The following is a 24,583-nucleotide window of genomic DNA, read 5'->3' as shown; positions in this document are numbered from 1 at the left end:
GCGCTCGTCCCGGCGCTGGGGCGAGCCAACCACTGATGAATGCGGAAACCGAGAAAGATGAGTGCAAGTGAAGAAAAATCGGGGCTGGGGCGCCGTGGCTGCCTGGGCCTGTTTTTGGCTGGCCTGGCCTTTGTCGTGCTGATATTCGCCGGGCTCATCTACATCATGACCCGCCCGCAGGATGGCGAGATAGAGGCAGGCGAGCGCGCCGCCATCGAGGCCTGCTGGAAGAGCGCGCAGGCCACCGAGCGCAGCTTCACCGAGGAAAGTTGCCAGGAGATGGAGAAGCAGTTCCTGCGCAAGTTCGGCCATCAGCCATGAAGCTGCTCGAACGCTTGAATCTCAAGCATCTGGTGGTGGGTTTCTGCGTGCTGGCGCTGGGGATCGTGGTGCTGATCTGGTGGCTCAGCGGCGCCGCCTACCTACGGCCCTATGGTGAGAAGACGGTGATCTTCGGCCAGGGAAGCCTGCAACTGCCGCCTGAGCTGGCCGGCCCCGGGCCGATTCGGGTGGTGCATTTCTGGGATCCGGACTGCCCCTGCAACGCGGAAACCGATGCGCATCTGCGCTACCTGATCGGCCTGCACCGCAATGCCGATGTGGCGTTCTACAGCGTGCAGAAGCCGGGCAGCAAAGGTGAGCTCGCGCCCTTCCTGCGTGGGCGGATGCAGCCCTTGCCGGGCATAAAGGGCATGGAGTCGCTGCCGGCCAGCCCATCGCTGGCCATCTGGGATCGCGACGGCAAGCTGGCCTATGCCGGCCCTTACAGCGAGGGGCTGGTGTGCAACTCCAGCAACAGCTTCGTCGAGCCGGTGCTCGATGCCTTGACCCAGGGGCGCCATGTGTCCCTGGCCAGCGGCCTGGCGGTGGGCTGTTACTGCGCCTGGCAGTAGCTGGGGCTGCCTGCACCTCGGGTGGTGGATGTTGTGGCCCGGATGCAATCCGGGGCGCTTTCAGGTGTGCTCCTCGGAGGCCAAAGCCTATCGCGAACGAATTCGCGCCTACACAAGCGCAACGCTTGCATCTGGTAAATTTCGATTCCCATATTTCTTGTAATGTCAAGAGGCGTGGCTGTTCTCGACGGCGGCAAATTACATGTCATTGATTCCTGTCAATTCGCTGACAAAAGGCTCTAAATCAAGGGTGTGATCATTTGTCGCACCCTTGGCTTGTTTGCGGGGTACTTGCCGGTAAGTGTTTCAAAACTTTGCGCATATGTTGCGAAATATGTATTCCAGGAGCCGGCAGCAGCCTCATGAATAGGCTGCTAATCAATTGTGCGAGGGATTCACAGCCTTCAACATCGGTCTATCCCACGGTTCTACCGCTTCGCTTGCACGGATGCTCGAGTTCTTGAGCATCCGTTGGCGGCCTTTTGCTCGATGGGCCGCACGGCGTTGGCGCCGAAAGTGGGCATCACTCAGTTGAAGGTCGTGACATGAAAGAAGAGAAGTACCATCGTTTGGTGCGCTGGTTGGCGATGGCGATTGCCTGCTCAGCGCTCGGTGGATGTGACTGGGCACTGTTCAACTCGAAAGGGCAGATCGGTGTCGAGCAGGGCAACCTCATCCTGATCTCCATTGGGCTCATGCTGATCGTGGTCATTCCCGTGATCGTCATGACCTTCTGGTTTGGCTGGCGCTATCGCGAGTCGAACGAGAAGGCCACCTACATGCCCGACTGGGCGCACTCGCACAAGATCGAACTGATCGTCTGGGGTGTTCCGCTGATCATCGTCGCGGTTCTGGCGGTCATCATCTGGAAAACCTCGCATTCGCTCGATCCCTATCGCCCGATCGATTCGGACAAGCCGGCGCTGAACATCGAGGTGGTCTCGCTCGATTGGAAGTGGCTGTTCATCTACCCGGATCAGGGCATCGCCGTGGTCAATGAACTGGTCATCCCAGAGAAGACCCCGGTGACCTTCCACATCACCTCCGACACGGTGATGAACGCGCTGTCGATCCCGCAACTGGGCGGCATGATCTACGCCATGGGCGGCCAGCGCACCCAGCTCAACCTGATCGCCAACGAGCAGGGCGAGTTCTTCGGCCAGTCCGGCAACTTCAGCGGCGAAGGCTTCTCGGCCATGCGCTTCACCACCCACTCGGTCAGCGACGATGCCTTCGCGCAGTGGGTCGACAAGGTCAAGCAATCCCCCGAGGTCATGGACTTCGCCACCTTCAAGCAGGTGGGGGAGCCCGGCGAGATGGTCAACCATCGCTATCCGATCTACCCGGTTCGTTACTTCGGCCAGGTCGAGCCGAACCTGTTCAACAAGGTGATCGGTCAGTACGTGGACCTGAAAGATTCTCACAGCACGGCCATGACTGATGGCGCTGCGGAGGTGCAGGAATGAATATCCTTGGAAAACTGACTCTGGATGCGGTGCCGTATCACGAGCCGATCATCATGATCACCCTGGCCGTGGTGGCACTGGGTGGTCTGGCGCTGTTCGCGGCGGTGACCTACTTCAAGAAGTGGGGCTACCTGTGGAAAGAGTGGCTCACCTCGGTGGACCACAAGAAGATCGGCGTGATGTACATCCTCGTCGGCCTGGTCATGCTGGTGCGGGGTTTCGCCGACGCCATCATGATGCGTACCCACCTGGCGATGGCCCACGGCGACGGCCAGGGCTACCTGCCGCCCGAGCACTACGACCAGATCTTCACCGCGCACGGCATCATCATGCTGATCTTCGTGGCCATGCCGCTGGTCACCGGCCTGATGAACATCGTCGTGCCGCTGCAGATCGGCGCGCGTGACGTGGCCTTCCCCTACCTGAACTCGCTGAGCTTCTGGCTGTTCGTCGGTGGCGCGCTGCTGATCAACCTGTCGCTGGGCCTGGGCGAGTTCGCCAAGACCGGCTGGGTGGCTTATCCGCCGTTATCGGGGATTCAGTACAGTCCAGGCGTGGGGATGGATTACTACATCTGGAGCATGCAGCTATCAGGCCTGGGGACGACCCTGACGGGGGTCAACTTCATCGCCACCATCCTCAAAATGCGTGCCCCAGGCATGAGCCTGATGAAGATGCCGATCTTCACCTGGACCATCCTGGTGACCTGCGTGCTGATCTGCGGCGCCTTCCCTCCGCTGACCGCGACCCTGGCGATGCTGTCGCTGGATCGCTACCTGGATTTCCACTTCTTCACCAATGAACTGGGCGGCAACCCGATGATGTATGCCAACCTGTTCTGGGTCTGGGGTCACCCGGAGGTGTACATCCTCATCCTGCCGGCGTTCGGCGTGTTCTCCGAAGTGGTGGCGACCTTCTCGCGTAAGACCCTGTTCGGCTATGCCTCGATGGTCTGGGCGACCGCGGCCATCGGCGTGCTGTCGTTCGTGGTGTGGCTGCACCACTTCTTCACCATGGGTTCGGGGGCCAGCGTCAACGCCTTCTTCGGCATCATGACCTCGATCATCGCCATCCCCACCGGGGTGAAGATCTTCACCTGGTTGTTCACCATCTTCCGTGGCCGTCTGCAACTGAACGCCATGACCTGGATGACCCTGGGCTTTCTGGTGACCTTCTCCATCGGCGGTATGACCGGCGTGCTGATGGCGGTGCCGGCGGCGGACTTCGTGCTGCACAACAGCCTGTTCCTGATCGCCCACTTCCACAACGTGATCATCGGCGGTGCGGTGTTCGGTTACCTGGCCGGCATCATCTACTGGTTCCCGAAAGCCTTCGGCTACAAGCTGATCGACCGCTTTGGCCGTTACTCCTTCTGGTGCTGGCTGATCGGCTTCTACTTCGCCTTCATGCCGCTGTACGTGCTGGGCTTCATGGGCATGACCCGTCGCCTGAACCACTTCGACAACCCGGCCTGGGTGCCGTGGATCGAGGTGGCCGTGGTCGGCGCCGTGCTGATCGGTATCGGCATCGTGTTCACCATCGTGCAGTTCGTCACCAGCTACCTCAAGCGCAAGGCAAACCGCGATGTGACCGGCGACCCCTGGGATGGCCGTACCCTGGAGTGGGCGACGTCCTCGCCGCCGCCGTTCTACAACTTCGCGGTCATCCCGACGGCGGACAAGATCGACGCCTTCTATGAAGCGAAGAAGAACGGTGTCGAGCTGATGCCGGTGCCGGAGCAGTACGAGCCGATCCACATGCCCAAGAACACCGGCAACGGTGTGGTGGTGGCCGGTTTCATCATCGCCTTCGGCTTCGCCATGATCTGGCACATCTGGTGGCTCGCCATCGTCGGCCTGGTCGGTGCCGTGGCCAGCTTCATCGTGCGTTCCTACGACGAGGACATCGACTACTACGTGCAGCCCGAGGAAATCGCGCGCATCGAGCAGGCGCATCGTCAAACCAAAGCAAACGCAGTCGTACAGGCATAACCATGAGCGCTTACGAACCCCATTATTCACACGACGCTCATGGCCACGATGGTCATGAGCACCACCACGACACCAGTGGCATCAAGCTGTTCGGCTTCTGGGTCTACCTGATGACCGACCTGCTGATCTTCGCCACGGTGTTCGCCACCTTCGCGGTGCTCAGCAATGCCTTCGCCGGTGGCCCCACCGCCAAGGAGATGCTGCGCCCCGGCCTGCACCTGGTGCTGGTGGAAACCTTCGCCCTGCTGTTCTCCAGTATCACCTACGGCATGGCCATGCTAGCCACCTACCGCGGTGACAAGGGCGCGGTGCTGCGCTGGCTGGCGGTCACCTTCCTGTTCGGTGTGAGCTTCATCAGCATCGAGCTGTACGAGTTCCGTCACCTGATCCATGAAGGGGCAGGGCCGCAGGTCAGCGCCTACTGGTCGGCGTTCTTCACCCTGGTCGGCACCCACGGCCTGCACGTCAGTGCCGGCCTGCTGTGGATGCTGGTGCTGATGTTCCAGGTCGGCACTCGCGGCCTGACTGACACCAACAAGACCCGCGTGGGGCTGCTCAGCCTGTTCTGGCACTTCCTCGACGTGGTGTGGATCTGCGTGTTTACCGTCGTCTACCTGATGGGGGTGCTGTAAATGGCTCACCAAGACAATCACGCCGCCCACGCCGTGGGCTTCAAGGATTACCTGACCGGCTTCATCCTCTCGGTGATCCTCACGGTGATTCCCTTCGCCCTGGTCATGCACCCTGAGCTGCTGGGCCTGAGCCGTGGCGTCACCCTGATCACCGTGGTGCTGTTCGGCCTGGTGCAGGTGCTCGTCCACCTCGTGTACTTCCTGCACATGAAGACCGACGCTGAAGGCCGCTGGAACGTGATTTCGATGATCTTCACTGTGCTGATCATCGCGTTCGTGGTCGGCCTGTCGGTGTGGATCATGTGGAGCATGCACTATCACATGATGATCAACTGATGCGTGCGCTCCTGAAGCAGTACCTCAACCTCGCCAAGCCGGGCATCGTCTTCGGTAATCTGATTTCCGTGACGGGCGGTTTCTTCCTGGCTTCGCGCGGCGATGCGAATCTGGCGCTGTACCTTGCGACAGCGCTGGGGGTTTCCCTGGTGATCGCCTCAGGCTGCGTGTTCAACAACTACATCGACCGCGACATCGACCAGAAGATGGAGCGCACCCGCAACCGGGTGCTGGCGCAGGGGCTGATTTCCCCTGTGCACGCCATCGTCTATGCCTGCGTGCTCGGGGTGGCGGGGGTGGCGTTGCTGTACACCGCCACCAACACCCTGGCGGTGATGCTGGTGCTGATGGGCTTTGTGGTCTACGTCGGCCTCTACAGCCTGTGGCTCAAGCGTGGCTCGGTGTACGGCACCCTGGTCGGCAGCCTGTCCGGGGCGGCGCCGCCCGTGGTCGGCTACTGCGCGGTGAGCAACGAGTTCGATGCCGGCGCCGCCATCTTGTTGTTGATCTTCAGCCTGTGGCAGATGCCGCATTCCTATGCCATCGCCATCTTCCGTTTCAATGACTACCAGGCCGCGAACATTCCGGTGCTGCCGGTGATCAAGGGCATCTCGGCTGCCAAGCGGCAGATCGTGCTGTACATCGCCGCCTTCGTGGTGGCGACCCTGATGCTGACGCTCAGCGGCTACGCCGGCTACAGCTACTTCGTGGTCGCCGCGCTGAGTGGTGCCTACTGGCTGTGGATGGGCGTGTCGGGCTACAAGGCCGCCGATGATCGCGTGTGGGCGCGCAAGCTGTTCATGTTCTCCATCGTCACCATCACCATGCTTAGCGTGATGATGTCGGTGGACTTCGCCGCCACCCCCGACCAGGTGCTGATGACCTCCATCAACCACCTGTGCAGCCAGTTCGCCAGCAGCGCGCAGGGCATCTGCGCGGTGGTCGCCGGTATCTGAGAGCGTAGGGTGGATGTCGCTCTTTACATCCACCACGCGGTGGATCGGTGAAGCGTGATCCACCCTACGGTTGCACTGTCATGGCCGTCGTAGCCGCGACAATCGCCGCTGAAGCGCCTACCACGGTGTTTGGGGTCGCGCTTTACATCCCCCGTCGGTGGACATGTAGCCTGGGTAGAGCACTGCGAAACCCGGGTAATTCGCTCCCGGGTTTCGCTTCGCTCTACCCAGGCTACGTGCTGGCGCTCGGCTGGCACAGCGCCTCGACCATTCCTACCAGCGTCTCGATCACCTCTTCCTGAGCGAGCAGTGAGTGTTCCTCGCTCAGGTAACGCGCGGTGGTGTATTGCACCGCATTGATCAGCACGAACAGCAGCGCTGGCAGGTTGTCGATGCGGTATTCGTCGATATGCCGCATCAGGTATTGCCGGCACAGCTCGGTCATCTGTCGCTCCAGGGTCTGGAACACGGGCGCCGCGTTGAGTGTGTGCCAGTGGCGCAACAGCTCGCGCTGCGCCTTGTCCTCGGCCACCTGCTCGAAGATGCCGAGCAGGATGGCGCGGGTGACGGTGGCGATGTCCTGACCCAGTAGCGGGCTCAGGCGCTCCTGCACCCCCTTCAACAGTTGCTCGGCCTTCTGCATCAGCAGCGCTTCGACGAGCATTTCCTTGTTGGCGAAGTACTGATAAAGCGAGCCGATGCTGACGCCGGCCCGTTGCGCGACGTGGTTGGTGGTGAGCCGATCCAGGCCACGGTCGGCGATTTCCAGGGCCGTGGCCTCCAGCAGCAGGGCGATCATCTGGTTGGCGCGTTGTTGCTTGGGCTGCTTTCTCATGCACTGGGCATCCGCGAGTTGTTTGCGAGCAATTAGTCGCAATAGCGTAGAGCGACTTCCTGAGCAGACAGCCAACCAAGGTATGAAAATGTCCAACAAGCCCATGTTCGTGCCGGGGCGCCATGGCGCCGACCTGCAGCGTGCCCGTCAGGTGGCGGCGCCAGTGCGACGCTTCATCCAGGGGCCGGCCGAGCCCAGCCCTGCGCAGTGGCAGGCCATCGGCGAGTCGCTCATGCAGGGCGACGCTGCCATGGATGCACTGCTGGACTGGATGAGCGAAACCGGCCTGGCAAAGGCCATGCCGCTCTACAACCGGGCGCTGGAGCAGGGCATCGCGGCCATCGACGAGGCTCCGCAGCCGTTGCAGCGCTTCTTCGCCCAGGTCGAGGCCACACCGGATTGGCTCGATGCCGAGCTGCTCGACGAGGGCGCGCGGGTCTGCTGCCTGTCCGGGCTTACCGGCATGCGTGTGCTGCGTGACCTGGGATTGCTGGCGGGCTATCAGGCCTCGGCCATCAACCGCACCCTGGTGCTTACCGGCGCCCTGGAGAAGGGCGCGCAGCGGCGCATTGCCGAAACCAGCAAATGGTGGATCGATTGCACCCGGCCCGGCGGCATGGCCCGTGGCGCCGCCGGTTACCGGGGCACGCTGCACGTGCGGCTGGTGCATGCGCTGGTGCGCCGACGTGTGTCGAGCATGCCCGAGTGGGATGCGAGCTACTTCGGCCTGCCAGTCAACCAGGGCGACATGCACGCCACCTACCTGGCGTTCTCGGTGATCTTCCTGATCGGTCAGCGTCTGCTCGGCGTGCCCTTGAGCAAGGACGAGCGCCGGGCGGTGCTGCACCTGTGGCGCTATATCGCCTGGCTGATGGGCGTGGATGAGCGCTGGTTGCATGCCGAGGAGAACGCCGCCATCTGCGCGCTCTATCACAACCTGCTGTCTCAGGCGCCGGCCGATGCCAGCAGCCAGCAACTGGGCAGGGCGCTGATCGATGAGCCGTTGCAGCGCCATTACCCGAATCTGCAATGGCTACGCGGAAGACTCAATCGAGCCATTCATCTGAGCATCGCGCGCACATTCCTCGATGCCCAAGGGCGCCGCGCACTGGGATTGCCAGGTGGGATACTGCCCTGGTATCCGTTGCTGACGGCGCCGCCACGCTACCTGCTGCAGCGCCTGGTGCGCTGCCTGCCGGGTGGCCGGCAGTGGCTGAGCGAACGCGGCGACCGGCAACAGCAGGCGTACCTGCTGACGCTGTTCGGTGAAGATCATCCGCGTCTGCTTGCGGCCATGCCCGTGGCGTCGGCTGATCCCCAAGGCCACTGAGGCAGGTGGCCCTGGGGTCAGGCTCTCCCGGGTTTCACGTTGCTCAGCCCAGGCTACGGGGTTACAGGCGGAAGCGCGCCACCAGGCTGTCCAGCTGCGTGGACAGCGCCTGCAGGTCGCTGCTGGCCTGGTTGAGCTGATCAGCGATATGGGTGGTGCCGACGGTCAGTTCGTTGATGTCGACGATGTTGCGGTTGATGTCTTCCACCACGCTGGACTGCTCTTCGGTGGCGGTGGCGACCTGGATGTTCTGGTCGCTGATCTGGCCGATATGGCTGTTGATCTGTTCCAGCGCCGCCGACGCCTTGCTCGCGTACTCCACCACCAGGGCGCTTTGCCGCTGCCCCTTGGCCATGGCCTCGACGGCCGAGCGCGATTCGTTCTGCAGGCGGTCGATGACCTGCTGGATTTCCTCGGTGGAGGCGCCGGAGCGGCTGGCCAGGGTGCGCACCTCGTCGGCCACCACGGCGAAGCCGCGACCCTGTTCGCCAGCACGCGCGGCCTCGATGGCGGCGTTGAGGGCGAGCAGGTTGGTCTGCTCGGAAATGCTGCGGATGGTATTGAGCGTGGTGCTGATGGCTTCGGTCTGCGCGGCCAGCGCGCCGATTACCTTGGCGGCCTGCTCCAGCTCGCCGTTGAGGGCATCGACCTGCTGCTGCGCCTGGCTGACCACCGCGCCGCCTTCGCTGGCATGTTGGGTCGCTTCGCGGGCGACATCGGCGGCGTTCTCGGCATTGCGGGCGATCTCGTTGACCGTCGAGCCCAGCTCGTTGATGGCGGTGGCCACCTGTACCGTGCGATCGCTCTGCGACGCGCAGTTGCTCTGGGTCAGACGGGCGCGTTCAGCCACCTCACGGGCCATGCCGGAGAGTTGCCGTGAGTTGTCGGCGAGCTGGCGCATGGCGCCATGCACCTTGTCGATGAACTGGTTGAAGCTGCTGGCGATATCGCTCAGTTCATCCTTGCCGGGTAGCTCGATGCGGGTGTTCAGCGCCAGGTTGTCGGCAGCCTGGCCCAGGCTGTTCTGCAGCACGCTGACGCGGCGTCGTAGCTGTACCACGATCAACCAGGACATGACGATCGAGACCAGCAGACCAACGGCGATGATGGCGAGTTGGCGGGTCAGGCCCTTGTCGTAGCTTTCTTCGCTGTGCAGGTAACGCTGTTCGGCTTGCTGCAACAGGACATCGAGCAGGTCGTTGGCGCCCTGGCGCATCACGCCGTAGCTCTTGGCGTACTGGTCGCGGTAGATCTGCTGGGCCTTGGTCATGTCGCCGGCATCCAGGGCGTTGAGCATCGGCTCCAGTTCGTTGCTGACCATGGCCTCGAACTGATCGAGCAGCTTTTGCGCCTGCGCCTTGCGCTCCGGGTCGACCTGCGCGGCCACAGCCTGGCGCATGGCATCGCGCATGCCGGGCACATCCTCGTTACGTGCGTCCTGCACGCGCGATTTCACCCCACGCTCGTCACGCAGCGGTGTTTCCTGCAGCAGCATCATGTCGATGCCCACCCGCATGCGCGGAATGCGCGACGCCGCCTCGGCCATGGCACGCATGGGCTCGGCTGTATTCAGATAGAGTGATTGGGTGTCCCTGTGCATGCTGCTCAGGCTGCTCAGACTGGCCAGAGCCACCAAAAGCAGGGCGATACAAGGTATGGCCACTGCAACTACAAGGCGTGTTTTCAAGGAGAGAGCGTCTAGACGCATGGTAGGGCTCCGATTTATTAGAATAAGGCGCAGCACATCGGCGAGTATAGTGAGCGGGAGCGAACGGTACTGTGCTGCTTCTCCTATCGGCAGCGATGGCCTGGAGCATTAGGCCATCGTTTTGATTTAAGCGAAACTCCACTCAGGTTTCACAAATATGTCAGCGGGAAGCGGGCTGGTTGCCCCTTGCTGATGCCGAATGAAGCAATGGCCGACCCGAGGGCCGGCCATCCGGTTTCAGGCCTGCAACAAGGCGTCCAGTTGTCCACCGCGTTCCAGCGCGGCCAGGTCATCGAAGCCGCCGATATGCCGTTCGCCGATGAAGATCTGTGGCACGCTGCGGCGATGGCTGCGTTGCAGCATTTGCGCCAGCCGCTCGGGCGAGTGGCTGACGTCTATCTCCTCGTAGGCCACGCCCTTGTGCGCTAGCAGAGCCTTGGCGTTGATGCAGTAAGGGCAGTGTGCGGTGGTGTAGAGCGTAACGGCTTGCATGATGAACCTCCGGCGGCGTCAGACGGTTACTGATGGAAAGTCGACATCGGTTTCGGCCAGATTGTTGAGGTAATTGGTCAGTGTCATCAGGGCGACATTGGCCACCACTTCGACGATGGCTGCATCGCTCAGCCCGGCATCGCGTGCAGCCTGCAGTTGCGCATCCTCAAGGCGGCCACGGCTGTCGATGATCTGCCGGGTCAGGCGTGCCACGGCGTCGAGCTCGCCGTCGCGGGCACTGCGGATCTCTGCCTCGCTCAGCCCGGCTTTGCCGGCGAACAGGCTGTGCGCGGCCAGGCAGTAGTCGCAGCCGTTGATCTGCGAGCTGGCCAGCGCCACCACTTCACGTGCCCTGACATCGAGCGTGCCCTTGCCGAGGGCTTGGGACAGCGCCAGGTAGCCGCTCAGTGCGGCCGGTGCATGGGCCAGGGTGGCGAAGGTGTTGGGGATGAAACCGAGGCTCTTGCCGATGCCGGCCAGTTGCGCCTGGGCGCTGGCAGCGGTTCGTTCGAGCGGCAGTGCGGTAATACGGGGCATGGCGATTCTCCAGTCTTGGGTGGGGGCTTGTCGTTCAAGCCTGGAGCCATGCTAAGGATTCGATCTGGCTTTTCGGCGGCAGATCGTCGATGTTATGCGACAGATCGTCCAAGATTGCGAGATGCCCATGGATCGCCTGACCAGCCTGCTGCATCACTTCAACCTGCACGCCAGCACCTTTCACCGTGGCGGCTTCTGCGGCGCCAGCAGCCATGGTGAGCAAGAGCCACATGGCTACATCCACCTGCTGCGTGCCGGTCGCCTGTATTTTCGCGAAGGCGATGGTCGCGAGCTGCGCCTGGAGGAGCCGAGCCTGATGCTGGTGCCCCGGCCACGTCAGCACTGGATGAGCGCCAGCGAGGCCGACGGTGCCGAACTGGTGTGCGCCACCCTGGCCTTCGACGGCGGCACCGACAACCCGCTGTCGCGCGCGCTGCCTGGCGTCATCGTCAGACCCCTGCGCGAGCTGCCGAGCCTGAGCGGCTGCCTGGACTGGCTGTTCGCCGAGGCGACGGCCGATGACTGCGGACGCGAGCTGGTACTCAACCGCCTGTTCGAGCTGATGGTGATCCAGTTGCTGCGCCATCTGCTGAGCAACCGCGAACTGGCCTCGGGCATGCTCGCCGGGCTGGCCGAGCCGCGCCTGGCACGGGCGCTCAATCAGCTCCACGAGAAGCCACAGCATGGCTGGTCGGTGGCCGAGCTGGCGGCGCTGGCCGGTATGTCGCGGGCCAGTTTCGCCGCTCACTTTCATCAGGTGGTCGGTGCTACTCCGGGCGATTATCTGGTGGGCTGGCGCGTCAGCCTGGCGCAGAAGCGCCTGCGTGAGGGCCGGCCCATGGCGTTGATCGCCGACGAGGTCGGCTACGAAAGCCCCTCGGCTCTGGCGCGAGCCTTTCGCCGCAAGGTCGGCGCCAGCCCCAGCGAGTGGCTGCGCCAGGTCGCTGGATAGAGGGTACTTTGGCCGACCGTGGCGGTCGGCCGCAGCGAGGAATTCGTGCTGCGCCGGCGAGCTGTCGTACCATCACGCCTCGCCCCGTTGGAGAGCCCGCGCGCATGTTCGAGATCACCCCCGTCAACCCCGAAAAGTACCGCCAGCAGACCCGCCGCATCACCGCGTTGGTGGCGGCCATCTTCGTCACCCTGGCCATGGCTCTGGCGATGCTCAGCGTGCATCTGTTCGGCGAACCCGGCAGCGACGGCAACTTCCGCTGGAATCTGCTGGGCGTTCTGAGCGCGCTGGGCCTGACGGTAGCGCTGGTGCGCCTGCATCTCTGGCAGCGCCAGTGGATGGCGCCAGCGGTGTACGGCTGGCGCCTCAAGCGCAGCCTGATGCGCGTGACCAACGTCATGCATCACGTCAAGGCCGGGGTGGCCCAGGGCGATGAAACGGCGATGAAGCTGCTGCGCTTCTATCACCTGGGGGTGACCCAGATGCATCAGCTCGACGGCAACTCCAGCGAACTGAGCCAGATGGTGCGGGAGATCGACGAGCATCGCCAGGCCATGCAGCAGCAAGGGCTGGAGCTGGAGCAGACCCGGCTCCAGCCAGATTGGCTGGAGCGGGTCAGGGCGTTCAAGGCGGCATGACCCTCCGGCTCAATGGCCGGCTGAGACGCCCTGATCGATGGCCAGGTCGGCGCCGGTGATCGAACGGGCGCCGGGCTGGCAGAGGAAGAACGCCAGCTCCGCCACTTCCTGCGGTTGGATGAAACGTGCCTGCTCGCCCTGCGGATACTTGGCCAGCAGTTCTCGGTAGTAGGCCGCCGGGTCGCCATTGCCATAGCGCTCGGCCTGGAAGCTGAGCATGGGCGTTTCGATATCGCCGGGCGACACGGCATTGCAGCGCACGCCATGGGGCGCCAGATCCAGTGCCAACGCCTTGGTGAACAGGGTCAGGCCGCCCTTGCTGGCGCAATAGGCCGCCGCATTCGGATTGCCCTGGCGCCCGGCATCGCTGGAGATGTTGACGATGGCGCCACGGGTTTCACGCAGGTAAGGGATGGCCGCGGCACAGATGAAGAAGCTGGCCTTGAGGTTGACGTCCAGCACCAGGTCGAAGTCCTCCTCGCTGAAGTCCTCCACCGGCCCTTCGCGCCATACCCCCGCCGCATTGATCACCGCGTCGAGTCGCCCGGCCGCCTCGATCGCCGCACTCACCACCGCCTTGCACGCTGCTGGGGTGCGAATATCCGCTGCCAGGCTGCCGATGAGCGCATGGCGTTGGCCCAGTTCGGCCAGGCCGCTGGCATTGGCATCAGTGGCGAACACCTGCCAGCCACCGGCCAGGAAACGTGCCAGCAAAGCACTGCCCACGCCACCGGCAGCGCCGGTGATCAGCACCACGGGGTTTTTGTTCATGGCGCCTTGTCCTCGATCAGGCAGTTGCCGCCATCGACCACCAGCAGCTCGCCGGTGATATAGCTGGCCTCCGGTGAGGCGAGGAAGGCCACGGCCGCTGCCACTTCCTCGGGGCGACCGGCGCGGCCTATCGGCACGTAGGCCGCAGCGCGCTGTTCATGCGGTGTGCTCGATGCCGTGGCGATCCAGCCCGGTGCCACCGAGTTGACCGTGATGCCCTGGCGCGCCACTTCCAGCGCCAGGCCCATGTTCATCCCCACCATGCCCGCCTTGGCCGCGCTGTAGGCCGCCTCGCTGGGGTGGCCGGCCTTGGTGCCGGTGGTGGAGCTGATATGGACGATGCGCCCGTAGCTGCGCTTCTGCATGCCCGGCAGCACGGCACGGGTCAGCAGGAAGGCGCTGGTCAGGTTGCGCGCGATCGTCAGGTTCCAGGTCTCCAGGCTCATGCTGGACACCTCCTCTAGTTTCTCGGGGCTACCTTGCATGGTCATGCCGGCGTTGTTCACCAGAATGTCGACGCGCCCCCACAGCCCCTCGGCCCAGGCGACAAAGGCCTTCACGCCAGCTTCGTCGGTGAGATCCACTGGCTGGCCTTGCACCTCGTAGCCCTCGGCACGCAATTCGGCCACGCGCTCGGCAATGCGCGCGCTACTGGCGGTGACGATCAGCTTCGCGCCAGCCTGGCCCAGACGCCGGGCGATGGCCATGCCGATGCCCTCTGCGCTACCCGCGCCGCTTACCAGCGCGACCTGATCCTTCCATTCCTGTTGCATGACAGGCACTCCATCCGGTTTTCGATGGCTGCAAACTAGGTTAGTTTTGCTGATATAAAAAGACGACAGTCATCAGGAAAATTGACGATAGCCATGGCCTTCAACAGCGAAACCCTGCGTGTCTTTCTCGCCGTGCTGGATGCCGGCTCCTTTTCCGCAGCCGCCCGGCGTCTGGGGCGTGTGCCTTCGGCGGTGAGCATGGCCATCGCTCAGCTCGAGGCCGAGCTGGATCTGCAACTGTTCGATCGCCGCACGCGCAAGGCGCTGCCCACCCAAGCCGCGCTGGCCCTGGAGCCGCAGGCACGGCAGGCGGCCAGCCAGCTCAATCGGCTCGATGCCCAGGCGCTGCAATTGCATCAGGGCCTGGAGCGGCGTCTGGTCATCGCCATGGCGTCCGAGCTGCAAAGCGGCATGTGGAGCCAGCCGCTGATCGCCCTGGCCGAGGCGTTTCCCCTGCTAGAGGTGGAGGTGCGCACGGCCTCGCAGGCCGAGGCCGTGCGCCTGTTGCACGAGGGCAGCGTGCACCTGGCCCTGGTGTTCGAGCGCCCAGGCATCGACGAACGGGAAAGCTTCCTCGAAGCCGGCAGTCAATTGCTGGTGGCGGTGGCGACGCCGGGCTACCTCAGGCAGATGGCCGCGCAGGGAATGGTCGAGGCGCGGCAGATCCTGGTCGCTGCCGGCTCGCCTTCGACGACCGATCCGCAAATGATCCTGTCCCACCGCCTGTGGCTCACCGACAGCGACCTGGCCACCCTCAACCTGGTGCAGGCCGGGCTCGGTTGGGCCTACCTGCCGCAGCCGCTGGTGGCCACGCTGATCGAGGCGGGCAGCTTGCAGACGGTGATGTTCGACAACATGGCCAGCCAGTTGCGCCTGTGGGTGGACATCGTCTGGAGCAGTAATCGGCCACTCGGGCTCGGCGCCCGACGCTACCTGGAGCTGATCCGTGAGCGGCTCAAGGCCGAGCGACCCAGGGCCTAGTGCTGTGGTTCATTAGTGGGGGGAGCGGTTGCCGAGCAGGGCTCAATTCAAACCCAAGCGCTCATCTCGGCATTCATGAGAGCCCATCTCGAACGCTCTACAGATCCAGGGCCGGTTTTCATAGATGGTGCACATGAAGGTGTCGCGATCCAACGCCGAGCACCAGCCATCAGCCAGGCGCAGCATGGTTTCGCCACCCCAGTCGTCGAACGCGATGTGCCGATCGGGGACACCGGTATCGCTGATGAGCATGACCTCCAAACGACAGCAACAGGCCTGGCAATTTGAGCAGGAAACGTCTGTGTAGGTGAGATTCTTGGCAGGAATGTTCATGAGGGCTTCAGGTGGCATAAGTGCGCTAGGGTACTCCAATTCGAGCCGAAGATCGGAGCTGATTGACCTTGTCCGGCAGTTGTGGGCACGGGTTTGAGCACATATCCGGGCCTTGAGGGCTTTTGGTTAAATCACGCCTGTAGGGCACCTCTAAAAACTACCTGCGTTGCCATCGCTGCGTTAAAAACAGCCTCGCGTGCGAGCCCAGTCAAAATGCTCATTTACAACACGTAAACTGCGCTTTTTCGCCTGTTTTGTCTTGCGCTGGTTGCCTCGCCTACGTTTTTAGAGGTGCCCTGTAGGGCTGCATCAACTTGAACTCCGTGCCGGTACAACTTGACACCCTGAACCGAAAAGGTATGAACGGGCTGCTGGGGAAATTGATACGGCAGTGATGAGGACGCGAAACAAGAAGGTTAGGTGCGAAGTGCCACAGGTCAGTTAACCTATGGCACTCGCCAGTAGAAGGCTGTCGGGACTAGGAAGCTAGCTTTTTGGCTCTCTGGATGTTTTTCTGAGCCATCTCATATATGTCCTCATGCTGAGGAAGTACTCTTTCGTAATGTCTAATAGCCTTTTTGTGATCGCCCATATCAAAATAGGCATTCCCCAGGTTGTAATTTAATATTGAGCTATCAGGCTTGTACTTGAGGTCCGCAATTAAACATACAACTGATTTGTCAGGCATATTCATTGCCGAATAAGCATTAGCCAAAGCGCAGCAGGCCTCAATGTCATCCTCTCGGCTTTCTAGCGATTTCTTAAATGAGTGTGCTGCCATTTCGTAGTTGGACTGCTTGAAGAATATATCCCCAACAATGTACCAGGCATGATTTCCATCACTCTGAAAATCTCTTTTTATGGTGCCCCTAGCTTTGTCATATATCTTTCCAAGAGCATCTTCATGCCTTTTGTCGCGTAATAAGTCATGAATTTCTATGAACGGGTCATTCATCGTTATCACCTGCTAGCAGCTTAGGTCGCCACCGTATGGCCAATTCGGGTTGCAGAGGGTGGGAATTACCAAGCATGGATCAAGCATAAATGGTATTGGCATTCTAAATCTAATACCGCCTTTAGGACGCCTCGAGTGCTCTTCACCATCGGGATGGCCAATATTTCGCTCTCGTTCGCCGCTGGGTTTTCGTTCATCCGCACCTTTTCTTTTGTTTGGGTTCTCGGGCTTCTGATACTTATCTTTTGCAAGCCCCGCAAGATCATAGAAGTTGATCGGGTTATTTTCTGTATACAGATACAGCTTGTTCAAGCCGCTCTGTTGGGGGGAGTCGTCAACTAATCCTAGCTCTACTGCTAGCGCCAGCTCCGGATCATCGAAATCATAGGTCAGGCCAACAGGGTCACTTTCGACGTAGCGCCCGGTCTCCGGGTCGTAATCGCGGAAGTAGTTGTAAACTAATTCTTGGTACGCCCCCTGGCTCTTGAGCTACCTGTCGGCTATTCCGCCCTGAACGAAGCCTACTGCTGGGGATTCAGAGTCACCTCAGGCTCTGGTGTTTCCGGCGCATGTAGATCGGCGTAGATGCTCTCTGCTAGTGCAATATCTTCATCCGTCAGATGCTGGAACAAGCCAGCCCGCTTACGCTTGGAGACACGCCCGCTGTTCTCGTAAATCACCGCAATAAGTAACTCAAGATCCCGGTTCGACAGATCCAATTCGCGATTCATTTGCTCTTTGAATCTATCGCGGCGGACGAGATGGTTGACCTCATCACGCATGAGTCCATCAAGAACTCGTGCAGCGCTTTTATTGACCTCGCCCTGCAGATCAGTGAGGTCCAGGTGGGCGAACAGATGGGCATGCGCCTCATCCAGTTCAGGGTCGCTGGCCAAGTCCCTCCGGTGGTACTGCGTAGCGCTAAGTAGCCGCCGTGACAGTGCGTCGAGGGTGCCGATATAACTTTCCAGGTTGACTAGAAGGCCAGCAGAGATAGGCAGGATGATGCCCTGCAGTTTGAGACCTTCGTTGGCCAGGATGTCCTGCATGATGAAGCGGGACAACCTGCCATTTCCGTCCATGAAAGGATGGATATAGATGAAGCTGTGCGCGATCGCGTTTAGCTTCACTAGCGCTGGGGCATCACTGCGCATGACGCGTTCACGCATGACAAACCATTCCTCCATCATCTCAGGCACTGTTTCCGGCGCCGGCGGGATCAGATGGATCAGATCGCCGCGGCCGAGCCAGTTCTGCAGATACCTGTATGCGCCAATGGACGGATCGGGACGCCCGGTACCGAGGGCTATCCGGTGGATGTCGAACAAAAATTCCTCATCCAGCGGGCGTTGCCCCGCTTGTTCCAGCACTCTCACAAATCGCAAGATTCGATCGGGAGCTGGCCGCTCGTGCTCGATCTCGTAGGAACTGCGAGTCTCGGTCGTCAGCAGGTATTGCGCCGCTCTAGCAATCTCGGTGACCGAGAAATCAACCATCTGGTCATGCATGCGCTCGACTATTTGCGCATTCAACAGACTGTCGTCTGTCCAGCCCTGGCGGGAAATCAGGGCTGAAAGCTGAGGTGTTCCCAGGAGATTCATCCGCACTCGATGCCTGCGCGACATCTCTTCTGGGCCGGTGAAATATTTCTCCGGTGGGAGCAGGTGCTCATAGGGAATGTTCTGAGCTGTGTCGGGCAGAGGCAACGGGTGGCCTGCAATGTTCTCGCAGATATACCAGAGCCGGCGCAGATAGCCGCTGGCTGGCTTCTCAGCGATCGCAGCAGCCAGGTCATCCCGGACTGCGGGAATCTGGAAGGCGCGCTCCAGGACACCCAGATTTACCCCTTCGTACGAGAGCGCAAATAGCATCTGGTCGATGGGGCGCTGCTCTCTGGCGTATCCCTTGGTGAAGACCTCTACTTTCACGCCACTGGCGGACTGAGAGAGCGCTTGGCGTGAGCCTATGACACACTCATGATCAAGCGGCACACAGCGAAGATCGAGGGCGTTGATCAGCCAGCTGTATCCGGCTCGCTCAATGGGTTGCCGCATGGCGAATTTCCTATAGGAAGCGCGAGAAAACTATAATTTACACGTATTTCTGTAAAAAACTTATATCTGATTACTCGGGCCATAAGAATGACAGAGCTGCCAAGGAGGCAGACCAGACCGCCGGCACTGCCTCAAGGTTGACTGAACACCCAGCCACCATTAGCCTTGGCATCAAGAATAACCCCCACGCCTCGGGCGGGACTCGTCCCGTACTGCGCACCAGGGGGTTAGTTTTTTTTGCCCTCCTAGCGCGCCCTTCCGTGATCGCGCTGCTCGCAATTCATCAGTGCCCCCAAACCGACCTCAGCGGCCTGAGCCCCGAGCTGCAGGGTGCGTTCTACTGTAAACGCCTTGCAGATCCGTGATGGTCACGCGGGTGTAGATCTGGGTGCTCTCGATGCACAGGTGTCCGAGCATTTCCTGCACATAGCGAATGTCCGCTCCATTTCGCAGCATGTGCGTCGCAGTGGCGTGGCGAAGAGCGTGACAGGAGCCGCTCTTGCCGATGCCGGAACGGCGAATGCATCGGCCAACAAGCTCAGTCAGTTTGCTGTTCTGGATGCGCTTACCTGTTTCACCGAGAAAGAGCGCTTCACCGCTGGCTACTGTCGCCAGCTTGCCGCGGAGTTCACTGAGATACTGCTCAACCGAATCAAGGGCTCGTTGCGCAATGGGAATCCGCCGATCCTGCCTGCCTTTACCTTTGCGAACAGTGACGATCTGGTGCTTGAAATCCACGTCCCGGATATCCAACCCAGCCAGCTCGGCCCGGCGTATACCGGTCGCATAGTAGACCTCAACAATGGCTCGATCCCTCAACTCCATCCGACCGTTGATCATCGTCTGATGCAGGATGGGTTCGATCTCGTCTTCATCGGGAATCTGCTTAGGTATCTGCGGCGGCACACTGGGCAACGGAAAATGAGCGTAGGGCTCCGACTGCACGATGCCATAGACGTGTAAGCGTTTGAGCAGACCAGTCACCGCCATCAATCGCATACGTTGGGTCGAGAGCTTCAAGGGCTCATGATCGCGACGCTTGCGGTAGCGATAAAGGTGTTTGCGGTAGCGCTCCAACACGTCCAGATCGATCTCCGAGACCTCGCAAATACCCTGCGCTTGGCACCAGAGCACGAACATCTTCAGCAACGCTGTCTTGGTGCTGGCCGTCGCATCGCTTTGCCCGAGCGCCAAGCAGTCATCGATGTAGAAGGACACACCGCCCTACGTCGACGTAATTACCATCTCGTGAGACAACCGAAACTTCTGCCTCGATTGTCGGTGCGTGCCCGGCTTCTTCACGGCGTGCGAGGGTCAGCGCCGTCTCCTGCTCGACATCAATGAACACACCTAGACGGTCGCTCACCATGCCAATGCTAAGCACCGTGGTCTGTGTCATCAAGAACGTCCGCAGCTTCGAGAAGTTTTGACCAGATAGGAAGCTCGTCGGGGTCACCACTGCACAGACGCCTCCGGGGGCCAAGAGCTTGACGCACAAGGCAATAAAGAGTGCGTACAGGTTCGGCTGCGCCTCAATGACATGAGTGAACTCGTCGAAGTACTCCTTTACTTCCGCCGCAGGCATCTTCCTATACGGGGGGTTACAGAGCACCACATCAAGGGTTCCCAACAGGTGCTTTGCCTGCAGGAGAGAGTCACCATGGTGTATCTGGAAATTCGGACGTTTACACGTCGCGATAACCTCATCATGCAACGCCATTAGCAGGAAGTGCTTCGACAGTTCGCATAGCGCAGCATCCTTGTCAAACCCCAGCAAGTGCTTTTGCACGTGTTCGAGTATCTGCGCCGCGCTTGCTCCCTGGTGAAGAAGCCTATCGCGCATACGCATCGCAATAGGCGCTAAGAACGCAGCACCGCCGCACGCGGGATCGCAGAAGTTTCGAGTGGCAAAGTCCACGCCGCTTGTTGACAAGTCGTCGAGCAGGCGTCTTGTCAGAGACGGTGGCGTAAAGAACATCGCCAGCCGCTTGCGGTGCTCTTCTCCTAGAAGTTGGGCGTATGCCGAGGAGAACCAGTAGGTAGACTCGAGCAGATCTTGGCCCTTCACGAAGTCTACAAATGCGCACACCGCTGGCTCGTCCTTCAACGCAGCTAACACGGGCAGGCCGGATCCCGGCAGACCGGGGAAGGAATATTCGCACCACTTCGCCAGTGCACTGCCGATGATCAAATCAGGCCCGTGCTGCGCCTCCTGCATGACTATTCTCAGGCTACGGACAAGGCGATTGAAGCGGGTCTTATATGGTAGAGCCATTGGCGGGTACGAATTAGGTCAGCGAGTAAATTTCCGGAATGTCCGGTATTGGTCCCCATGCAGGGCTGCTTTATATCTGAGAAAGCTAGGTTCGCTCTGTGAGCCGTAGCCAGTAGACTCCCCATCGTCAAAAAATCGATTTGCCAAGTCAATGTTACCTGAAATGTAAGCTCGAAGGAGCACCGCTCTAGGTAAATTGAAATATCACCGCTAGCGGCCGCTCCTGATCGAAAGCGTACCAGCCTTGGTTATTTACTATGAGGCCAGCGGATATGGACGCATGAGGATGAGTGTTATGAAGTGCTAGCAGCAGAGCGTTCGTACTTTTTCGGTTCAAGGTGTCAACTAAAATCAGCAGGTCGTATTAAATCTCCCGGCCCCCACATTTGTAGGGGCTGCGCCAACTTGAACGCGGTGCCGGTACAACCTGACACCTTGAACCGAAAAACTCTGAACGGGCTGCTGGTGAAATTGATACACCTGGCACGGGCTGGCTTTTAGGATTCAGCGGACTCCATGACGCTGAACGCGCCGACCGCCATCACTCTTGCTGGTAGAATTTTCGCTCGGTGGCGCTATAGTCGAGACGTTTAAGCGCGGGGTGTTGACGGAGCGCTACGGCCTAGATGTAAATCGTAGCGCTTTTTTCCGCGTGAGTAAATGGCCCGCCTTACAAGGCCTTACTCGAAGTATGGCTCACCGGTGCACCAGTAGAAGTTGTATTTACTCTGCATTCCTTTCAAGTATGGATCTATATCCACTGCCATTTGAAGAGCATGAAGTAAATCAATTCCATGCACTTCTATGCTCCTTTCATGCAAGCCGTCGAACTCAATGGTGCAACTGGCCGCGCCAGGATCAAAGTTAAAACTTACCGACTCCTTTTCTAAAGGGTATGGCGCACCAATATTAACGGTAAATTCTCTCTGAGTGGGCTCTCCCTTTATGGAGTAAAGAAGCTTTCTTTTAGCAATTACGTTCATTATGCCCATGTAAATTATTCCCACCCCATGCACTGGCGATATGCTGTATTAGCAGCCTCATAACACTTCATTCTTTTCCTAGGCTCCAAGCCATAGCAAGTGTTTAGAATGCTATCTTTGAGAGCCTGACAGCTTTTTCTATCCCCTTCTTCAGGCTCGCACATATTGTCGCTACCGGTTGCAGGCATCGGCGGCGCAAGTGGAGGAAGAGTCAGCCCTTGGCCCGGATTCCAAGCCAGTCCTCTAGGCGGCAGGAACGTAGGATTGGGCGGGCCTGAAAAAGCGCCACCCCTTCCAGCAATACCTAGCCCCCTGGCAGCCCAGCCAAGTGCCGGCAGAGCATATTCGCCGGTAGGGTCGACATAAATTAATGGATTCCCCTCCACATACCCATAGGTATTGAGGCCGCCGTCGAGCCCAATCGGATCACTTTCCACGTACCGCCCGGTCTCGGGGTCGTAATCGCGGAAGTAGTTGTAGTGCAGCCCACTCTCCTGATCGTAATACTGCCCTGGAAATCGCAGGTTGAGGGTGAGGCTGCCGGCGGTCTGGCCTACGCCGAAGGCGTCGGAGACCCAGCTCCAGATGGGCTGCTGGTTTTGGTCAGTTGCGACGCGAGGTGTGCCGAGGTGATCGGTATGCAGGTAGAACGGGGTGCCCGATGCCACGCTGCCGTCAGGGGCGTAGCTGACGCTGATGCCCGCTATCGGCATCTCGTCCAGCCAGATATAGAACTGGCTACCTTGCCGTTGGCCGGCTGTGGTGAGCAAGCGTTCTTCCAACAGTTGGCCGTCAGGGTCATAGAGGAAGAGGGTCATACCGCTCGCGGTGAGTTTGTGCGTGCGTTGGCCCAGGGCGTTGTAGCGGTATTCGGCCACTGGGGTGCCGCCGATCTTGACCTGTACGAGGCGGTTCTGCTGGTCGTATTCCAGTTGCCGATCCGGGCGATCCTGAGTCAGGTTGCCGGTGGCATCGCTGGTGACCGGCGTGCCGTCCCTTTCAGCAAGTCGGTTGCTGTTGGTCGCATAGCCGAGTTCGGTGATGGTGCTCGCTTGCAGGCTGCCATCGACGATGGGCGTGGTCGTTTTGCTCAGCCGGTTGCCAACCGCGTCGTAGGCATAGCTCTGCTGCAGGTCGGCGCGTTGTTCCGAGGTGAGGCGGTCGAGGGCGTCGTAGCCGTAGTTGAGGTTGCCGAGCAGGCTGCTCTGCAGGGTTTCGATATTGCTGTTGGCGTCGTAGCCGTAGGCGCTTGTCCAGGTAGCAACCTGCTGTTGAGTCAGGCGGTAATCCTGGTCATAGCTTCTCGACAGGCTCAGGCCGTTGGCCCAGGTGAGGCTTTTCAAGGGGCCGAAGGGCAGGTACTGGATCTGGCTGGCCAGGGCCGTGGGCGTACCTTCGCCGACTTGCAGTTGCACCTGGCTGACTTGCCCAGCGCCATTGCGGGCGTAGTGGATGCTGAAACCCAGCGGGTAGTCGATCCGTGTGAGTTGGTTGGCGCCGTCGTAGGTGTAGCCCAGGCTGTCGTATTGATCGCCGCCTGCGACGGCGATCGAGCGCAACTGGCCGGTCAGGTTGCCACGGGCATCGTAGTGGTAACCGATAACGCCGCTGGCATCCTGAATGGCTGTCAGCCGGCCCACACCATGGTTGCCGTCAGCCGTCATGTCGTAATGGTACTGGACGTTAAGAGCCGGATTGGCGGGGTACTGACGACCCGTCAGGCGGTTGAGCGCATCATAGGTGTAGGTGGTGACCACACCACGCGCGTCGGTCTTGCTGATGACATTGCCAGCGGCATCGTGGGCGTAGGTGGTGGTGCCGCTGTCAGGGCTGATCAGTTGGGTCAGGTTGCCCAGGCCGTCATAGACGTACTGCGTGGTGACGCCGCGCGGATCCTGCACCTGGGTCAGGTTGTCCTGTGCGTCATAGCCGAGTTGCGTCACCCCATTGAGTGGATCGGTGCTCGCGACCAGGCGGTCGAGGGCATCGAAGCTGCTGGTGGTGCTGTGCTGCTTGGGCGTCTGGCTCAGGGTCGGGTTGTCATTGAGGTCATAGCCGTAGCGATGGACTTGCCCGCCTGCCCCGACGCTACGCAGCAAACGCCCCAGCTCATCGTAGACCCAACTCTGCTGCTGGGTGAGGCTGTTGCTGGCATCGCGCAGGCGCTGGGCCGTGCGATTGCCCATGGTGTCGTAGTCGTACTCGACCTTTTCCCCGAGGTTATTGCTGATCGCGAGCAGACGCCGGGCGGCACTCCAGGTGTAGGCCAGCCAACTGCCATCGCCGCGGGTGACCTGGGTGATCTGGCCGTGGCATCGTGCTCGAAGCTGGTGGTGCTGCCAGCAGTACTGATGGAGGCCAGCCAGCCCTGCGGCGTATAGCTCAGTGTGGTGGTGACGCCATTGACGTCCACCAGGGTCTGGGGATTGCCGTAGGTGTCGAAATTCGAGAGCTGGGTGACATGACCGAGGGCATTGGTCACCGTGGTCAGATGGCCCTGGGCGTCATAGGCGTAGGTGGTGATGTCCGCGACATCCGTGCGCGGGCCGTCGGCGCTTTCCACCAGGCCCAAGTTGTTGTAGCTGTAGCTCCAGGTGCGTGCCGCCGCCTGAGTGCCCGTGGCGACCAGAGCGGTAGCCAGGGCCAGTGACAGCAGGCTGACGCTATGCGAAATCTTCATGGTGCAGTTCCT

General features: G+C 60.6%; 23 protein-coding genes and 1 pseudogene. 11 read left to right on the top strand and 13 right to left on the bottom strand.

Features of this window, described 5'->3' with window-relative positions; translation table 11 throughout:
• Positions 1-57: 57 nt before the first annotated feature.
• From PVE35_RS15155 to cyoE, 7 genes are all read left to right on the top strand, one after another.
• Positions 58-321: a hypothetical protein gene (locus PVE35_RS15155; RefSeq protein ID WP_277372276.1), complete on the top strand. Its 264-nt coding sequence runs from the start codon at positions 58-60 to the stop codon at positions 319-321.
• Complete coding sequence (locus PVE35_RS15150; protein ID WP_277372275.1) at positions 318-893, top strand: DUF6436 domain-containing protein; 576 nt, start codon at positions 318-320, stop codon at positions 891-893. The genes PVE35_RS15155 and PVE35_RS15150 overlap by 4 nt, the downstream gene beginning before the upstream one ends.
• Positions 894-1,438: 545 nt before the next feature.
• The gene (gene cyoA / locus PVE35_RS15145; RefSeq protein ID WP_268182808.1) at positions 1,439-2,359 is read left to right on the top strand and encodes a ubiquinol oxidase subunit II; all 921 of its coding nucleotides are present in this window, start codon (positions 1,439-1,441) and stop codon (positions 2,357-2,359) included.
• A 2-nt stretch (positions 2,360-2,361) separates the two neighbouring features.
• Positions 2,362-4,350 carry a cytochrome o ubiquinol oxidase subunit I gene (cyoB, locus tag PVE35_RS15140; RefSeq protein ID WP_277374891.1) on the top strand — a complete coding sequence of 663 codons (1,989 nt, stop codon included), beginning with the start codon at positions 2,362-2,364 and terminating at the stop codon, positions 4,348-4,350.
• A gap of 2 nt (positions 4,351-4,352) precedes the next feature.
• Positions 4,353-4,982 (top strand): cytochrome o ubiquinol oxidase subunit III, encoded by a 630-nt coding sequence (cyoC, locus tag PVE35_RS15135; RefSeq protein ID WP_268182810.1) that lies wholly within the window; start codon positions 4,353-4,355, stop codon positions 4,980-4,982.
• On the top strand, positions 4,983-5,318 hold the full coding sequence (gene cyoD / locus PVE35_RS15130; RefSeq protein ID WP_268182813.1) for a cytochrome o ubiquinol oxidase subunit IV: 336 nt from the start codon (positions 4,983-4,985) through the stop codon (positions 5,316-5,318).
• Positions 5,318-6,274 (top strand): heme o synthase, encoded by a 957-nt coding sequence (gene cyoE / locus PVE35_RS15125; RefSeq protein WP_277372274.1) that lies wholly within the window; start codon positions 5,318-5,320, stop codon positions 6,272-6,274. Before cyoD ends, cyoE begins: the two co-directional genes overlap by 1 nt.
• A gap of 232 nt (positions 6,275-6,506) precedes the next feature.
• Here cyoE and PVE35_RS15120 read toward each other — a convergent pair whose 3' ends face one another.
• The gene (locus PVE35_RS15120; protein ID WP_277372273.1) at positions 6,507-7,109 is read right to left on the bottom strand and encodes a TetR/AcrR family transcriptional regulator; all 603 of its coding nucleotides are present in this window, start codon (positions 7,107-7,109) and stop codon (positions 6,507-6,509) included.
• Positions 7,110-7,197: 88 nt separating this feature from the next.
• Between PVE35_RS15120 and PVE35_RS15115 the strand changes: the two genes are divergently transcribed.
• Positions 7,198-8,439 (top strand): oxygenase MpaB family protein, encoded by a 1,242-nt coding sequence (locus tag PVE35_RS15115; protein WP_277372272.1) that lies wholly within the window; start codon positions 7,198-7,200, stop codon positions 8,437-8,439.
• A 61-nt stretch (positions 8,440-8,500) separates the two neighbouring features.
• Here the strand turns inward: PVE35_RS15115 and PVE35_RS15110 are convergent, their stop codons facing one another.
• The 3 genes from PVE35_RS15110 to PVE35_RS15100 form a co-directional block, all read right to left on the bottom strand.
• On the bottom strand, positions 8,501-10,147 hold the full coding sequence (locus PVE35_RS15110) for a methyl-accepting chemotaxis protein (protein ID WP_277372271.1): 1,647 nt from the start codon (positions 10,145-10,147) through the stop codon (positions 8,501-8,503).
• Between the two features lie 237 nt (positions 10,148-10,384).
• Positions 10,385-10,639, bottom strand: coding sequence for a glutaredoxin 3 (grxC, locus tag PVE35_RS15105; RefSeq protein ID WP_268182821.1), 255 nt, complete (start codon positions 10,637-10,639; stop codon positions 10,385-10,387).
• An 18-nt stretch (positions 10,640-10,657) separates the two neighbouring features.
• Positions 10,658-11,176, bottom strand: coding sequence for a carboxymuconolactone decarboxylase family protein (locus tag PVE35_RS15100; protein WP_268182822.1), 519 nt, complete (start codon positions 11,174-11,176; stop codon positions 10,658-10,660).
• A 121-nt stretch (positions 11,177-11,297) separates the two neighbouring features.
• Between PVE35_RS15100 and PVE35_RS15095 the strand changes: the two genes are divergently transcribed.
• Positions 11,298-12,128 (top strand): AraC family transcriptional regulator, encoded by an 831-nt coding sequence (locus PVE35_RS15095; RefSeq protein WP_268182823.1) that lies wholly within the window; start codon positions 11,298-11,300, stop codon positions 12,126-12,128.
• A 104-nt stretch (positions 12,129-12,232) separates the two neighbouring features.
• Positions 12,233-12,766, top strand: a complete 534-nt coding sequence (locus tag PVE35_RS15090; RefSeq protein ID WP_268182825.1) for a DUF3087 domain-containing protein — start codon at positions 12,233-12,235, stop codon at positions 12,764-12,766.
• 9 nt (positions 12,767-12,775) lie between these two features.
• Here the strand turns inward: PVE35_RS15090 and PVE35_RS15085 are convergent, their stop codons facing one another.
• Together PVE35_RS15085 and PVE35_RS15080 are read right to left on the bottom strand one after the other, a co-directional pair.
• On the bottom strand, positions 12,776-13,537 hold the full coding sequence (locus PVE35_RS15085; protein WP_268182827.1) for an SDR family oxidoreductase: 762 nt from the start codon (positions 13,535-13,537) through the stop codon (positions 12,776-12,778).
• Positions 13,534-14,310, bottom strand: a complete 777-nt coding sequence (locus tag PVE35_RS15080) for an SDR family oxidoreductase (protein WP_268182828.1) — start codon at positions 14,308-14,310, stop codon at positions 13,534-13,536. Before PVE35_RS15080 ends, PVE35_RS15085 begins: the two co-directional genes overlap by 4 nt.
• A 93-nt stretch (positions 14,311-14,403) precedes the next feature.
• Between PVE35_RS15080 and PVE35_RS15075 the strand changes: the two genes are divergently transcribed.
• Positions 14,404-15,291 carry a LysR family transcriptional regulator gene (locus tag PVE35_RS15075; RefSeq protein WP_277372270.1) on the top strand — a complete coding sequence of 296 codons (888 nt, stop codon included), beginning with the start codon at positions 14,404-14,406 and terminating at the stop codon, positions 15,289-15,291.
• A gap of 42 nt (positions 15,292-15,333) precedes the next feature.
• Here the strand turns inward: PVE35_RS15075 and PVE35_RS15070 are convergent, their stop codons facing one another.
• The 7 genes and pseudogenes from PVE35_RS15070 to PVE35_RS15040 all read right to left on the bottom strand — a co-directional run.
• Positions 15,334-15,624 carry a YkgJ family cysteine cluster protein gene (locus PVE35_RS15070; protein ID WP_268182830.1) on the bottom strand — a complete coding sequence of 97 codons (291 nt, stop codon included), beginning with the start codon at positions 15,622-15,624 and terminating at the stop codon, positions 15,334-15,336.
• Positions 15,625-16,102: 478 nt separating this feature from the next.
• Positions 16,103-16,579, bottom strand: coding sequence for a tetratricopeptide repeat protein (locus PVE35_RS15065; protein ID WP_277372269.1), 477 nt, complete (start codon positions 16,577-16,579; stop codon positions 16,103-16,105).
• 521 nt (positions 16,580-17,100) lie between these two features.
• Complete coding sequence (locus PVE35_RS15060; RefSeq protein WP_277372268.1) at positions 17,101-18,633, bottom strand: Fic family protein; 1,533 nt, start codon at positions 18,631-18,633, stop codon at positions 17,101-17,103.
• Positions 18,634-18,936: 303 nt separating this feature from the next.
• On the bottom strand, positions 18,937-19,851 hold the full coding sequence (locus tag PVE35_RS15055) for a tyrosine-type recombinase/integrase (protein WP_277372267.1): 915 nt from the start codon (positions 19,849-19,851) through the stop codon (positions 18,937-18,939).
• Positions 19,832-20,851, bottom strand: a complete 1,020-nt coding sequence (locus PVE35_RS15050; protein ID WP_277372266.1) for an N-6 DNA methylase — start codon at positions 20,849-20,851, stop codon at positions 19,832-19,834. The genes PVE35_RS15055 and PVE35_RS15050 overlap by 20 nt, the downstream gene beginning before the upstream one ends.
• 737 nt (positions 20,852-21,588) lie before the next feature.
• Complete coding sequence (locus tag PVE35_RS15045) at positions 21,589-21,900, bottom strand: hypothetical protein (protein ID WP_277372265.1); 312 nt, start codon at positions 21,898-21,900, stop codon at positions 21,589-21,591.
• Between the two features lie 344 nt (positions 21,901-22,244).
• Positions 22,245-24,571: pseudogene (locus PVE35_RS15040) on the bottom strand (RHS repeat-associated core domain-containing protein); the annotation flags it as partial.
• Between the last annotated feature and the right edge of the window lie 12 nt (positions 24,572-24,583).

Origin of the sequence: Pseudomonas sp. AA-38 (assembly GCF_029457475.1) — a bacterium.
Lineage (GTDB): Bacteria > Pseudomonadota > Gammaproteobacteria > Pseudomonadales > Pseudomonadaceae > Aquipseudomonas.
The sequence above is the reverse complement of the archived record's forward strand: the minus strand, read 5'-3'. Positions and strand labels throughout refer to the sequence as shown.

Coding starts and splice junctions, on each gene's coding strand:
- PVE35_RS15100 (WP_268182822.1), bottom strand. CDS start 11,176: ATGCCCCGTATTACCGCACTGCCGCTCGAACGAACCGCTGCCAGCGCC.
- PVE35_RS15080 (WP_268182828.1), bottom strand. CDS start 14,310: ATGCAACAGGAATGGAAGGATCAGGTCGCGCTGGTAAGCGGCGCGGGT.
- PVE35_RS15075 (WP_277372270.1), top strand. CDS start 14,404: ATGGCCTTCAACAGCGAAACCCTGCGTGTCTTTCTCGCCGTGCTGGAT.
- PVE35_RS15115 (WP_277372272.1), top strand. CDS start 7,198: ATGTCCAACAAGCCCATGTTCGTGCCGGGGCGCCATGGCGCCGACCTG.
- cyoD (WP_268182813.1), top strand. CDS start 4,983: ATGGCTCACCAAGACAATCACGCCGCCCACGCCGTGGGCTTCAAGGAT.
- PVE35_RS15060 (WP_277372268.1), bottom strand. CDS start 18,633: ATGCGGCAACCCATTGAGCGAGCCGGATACAGCTGGCTGATCAACGCC.
- PVE35_RS15090 (WP_268182825.1), top strand. CDS start 12,233: ATGTTCGAGATCACCCCCGTCAACCCCGAAAAGTACCGCCAGCAGACC.
- PVE35_RS15045 (WP_277372265.1), bottom strand. CDS start 21,900: ATGGGCATAATGAACGTAATTGCTAAAAGAAAGCTTCTTTACTCCATA.
- PVE35_RS15065 (WP_277372269.1), bottom strand. CDS start 16,579: ATGAATGACCCGTTCATAGAAATTCATGACTTATTACGCGACAAAAGG.
- PVE35_RS15095 (WP_268182823.1), top strand. CDS start 11,298: ATGCCCATGGATCGCCTGACCAGCCTGCTGCATCACTTCAACCTGCAC.
- PVE35_RS15050 (WP_277372266.1), bottom strand. CDS start 20,851: ATGCAGGAGGCGCAGCACGGGCCTGATTTGATCATCGGCAGTGCACTG.
- PVE35_RS15070 (WP_268182830.1), bottom strand. CDS start 15,624: ATGAACATTCCTGCCAAGAATCTCACCTACACAGACGTTTCCTGCTCA.
- PVE35_RS15150 (WP_277372275.1), top strand. CDS start 318: ATGAAGCTGCTCGAACGCTTGAATCTCAAGCATCTGGTGGTGGGTTTC.
- PVE35_RS15120 (WP_277372273.1), bottom strand. CDS start 7,109: ATGAGAAAGCAGCCCAAGCAACAACGCGCCAACCAGATGATCGCCCTG.
- PVE35_RS15110 (WP_277372271.1), bottom strand. CDS start 10,147: ATGCGTCTAGACGCTCTCTCCTTGAAAACACGCCTTGTAGTTGCAGTG.
- cyoA (WP_268182808.1), top strand. CDS start 1,439: ATGAAAGAAGAGAAGTACCATCGTTTGGTGCGCTGGTTGGCGATGGCG.
- grxC (WP_268182821.1), bottom strand. CDS start 10,639: ATGCAAGCCGTTACGCTCTACACCACCGCACACTGCCCTTACTGCATC.
- PVE35_RS15155 (WP_277372276.1), top strand. CDS start 58: ATGAGTGCAAGTGAAGAAAAATCGGGGCTGGGGCGCCGTGGCTGCCTG.
- cyoE (WP_277372274.1), top strand. CDS start 5,318: ATGCGTGCGCTCCTGAAGCAGTACCTCAACCTCGCCAAGCCGGGCATC.
- cyoC (WP_268182810.1), top strand. CDS start 4,353: ATGAGCGCTTACGAACCCCATTATTCACACGACGCTCATGGCCACGAT.
- PVE35_RS15085 (WP_268182827.1), bottom strand. CDS start 13,537: ATGAACAAAAACCCCGTGGTGCTGATCACCGGCGCTGCCGGTGGCGTG.